The 1274-nt window shown below is 67.0% G+C and carries 2 protein-coding genes; both read right to left on the bottom strand.

The features are described from left to right. Nucleotides 1-35 precede the first annotated feature (35 nt). Entirely contained in the window at nt 36-917 is an 882-nt protein-coding gene (locus AB0F52_RS48675) for an IS3 family transposase (protein WP_360186499.1), read from the bottom strand. After that, nucleotides 914-1204, bottom strand: a complete 291-nt coding sequence (locus AB0F52_RS48670) for a transposase (RefSeq protein WP_360186496.1) — start codon at nt 1202-1204, stop codon at nt 914-916. The genes AB0F52_RS48675 and AB0F52_RS48670 overlap by 4 nt, the downstream gene beginning before the upstream one ends. Nucleotides 1205-1274: the final 70 nt, after the last annotated feature.

The raw sequence follows: 1274 nt of genomic DNA, 5'->3' as shown, positions 1-1274 counted from the left end.
GTGTGGAGTTGCCCCCTGGAGGCGGACACAGGGTTTCAGGCAGCTGAGGCCTGAACGTAGCCGGTCCTGGCTTCGACTGGGGTGTTCTGACCGACCGTGGAATGCAGCCGATCATGGTTGTAGTACCGCAGATAGACGAACACGTCCTGGCGCGCCTGGGCCCGGGTGCGCCAGATCACGGTCCCGATCTCGGTCTTCAACGTCGCGAAGAACGCTTCCGCGACCGCGTTGTCGTAGCAGGACCCGACCCGCCCCACCGACGGCCGGATCCGGTGCTCGGCCAGCGCAGTGCGGAACTGCCCGGAGGTGTACTGGACACCGCGGTCGGAATGGAACACCGCGTCGTCGCTGATCAAACCACGAGCGGCGGCGAGGTCGATGGCGTCGCAGACCAGATCGGTGCGCATGTGCTCAGCCATGGCATGCCCGACGACCTCACGGGTGTGCAGGTCGATGACGGTGGCCAGGTAAAGCCAGCCTTCGAAGGTGGGCAGGCAGGTGATGTCCCCGACCATCCGCTGCCCTGGTTTCTCGGCGGTGAAGTCGCGGCGGACCAGATCATCCACCGATGCCACCGGGCCGGCCGCCGGTCGGGTGGTCGTGCGGCGTTTGCGGCGGGTGATCCCGGCCAGCCCGTGCTCCCGCATCAACCGCTCCACCCGCTTGTGGTTCACCACGATCCCGCGGCGGTGCAGCTCCGCGGTCACCCGCGGCACCCCGTAGGCACCACGATGTCCGGCGTGAATCCGGGTGATCACCATGACCAGTTCTTGCTCAGCCTCCGCCCGCGCAGCCCGCGCCCTCTCGGCGGCGACCCACTCGTGGAAGCCCTGCCGGCGCAGACCCAGGACCTGGCACAACCGCTTGACGCCGTAGGTGGCGCGGTGTTCGGAGATGAACCGGTAGCGGTAGATCATCGATCCATCTCGCGCGCAAAATAGGCGGCCGCCTTCCGCAGGATCTCCTTCTCTTTCTGCAGCTCAGCGACCTGCCGCCGCAACCGCTGGACCTCGTCGGTGACGGCGGGGTCCTCCGCTGGCGGCCCGGCCTCGGCTTCCTGTTTGGCGGTGTTCACCCACGACCGCAGCGTTTCGTGGTTGACCCCCAGTTCCCGGGCGATCTGCCGCAACGGACGGTCACTCGAGCCCACCAGCTCGATCGCGTCCCGCCGGAACTGCTCCGGATACTTCGACCTGCGCGACATCAGGACATCCTCCCTCCAGACCACTGTCTGGAATCAAGGTGTCCGGCCCCACGGGGCAACTCCAAGTGAT

It is taken from the genome of Amycolatopsis sp. NPDC024027 (assembly GCF_040638975.1).
Classification (GTDB): domain Bacteria; phylum Actinomycetota; class Actinomycetes; order Mycobacteriales; family Pseudonocardiaceae; genus Amycolatopsis.
This window is presented reverse-complemented; position numbering and strand designations above follow the sequence as displayed.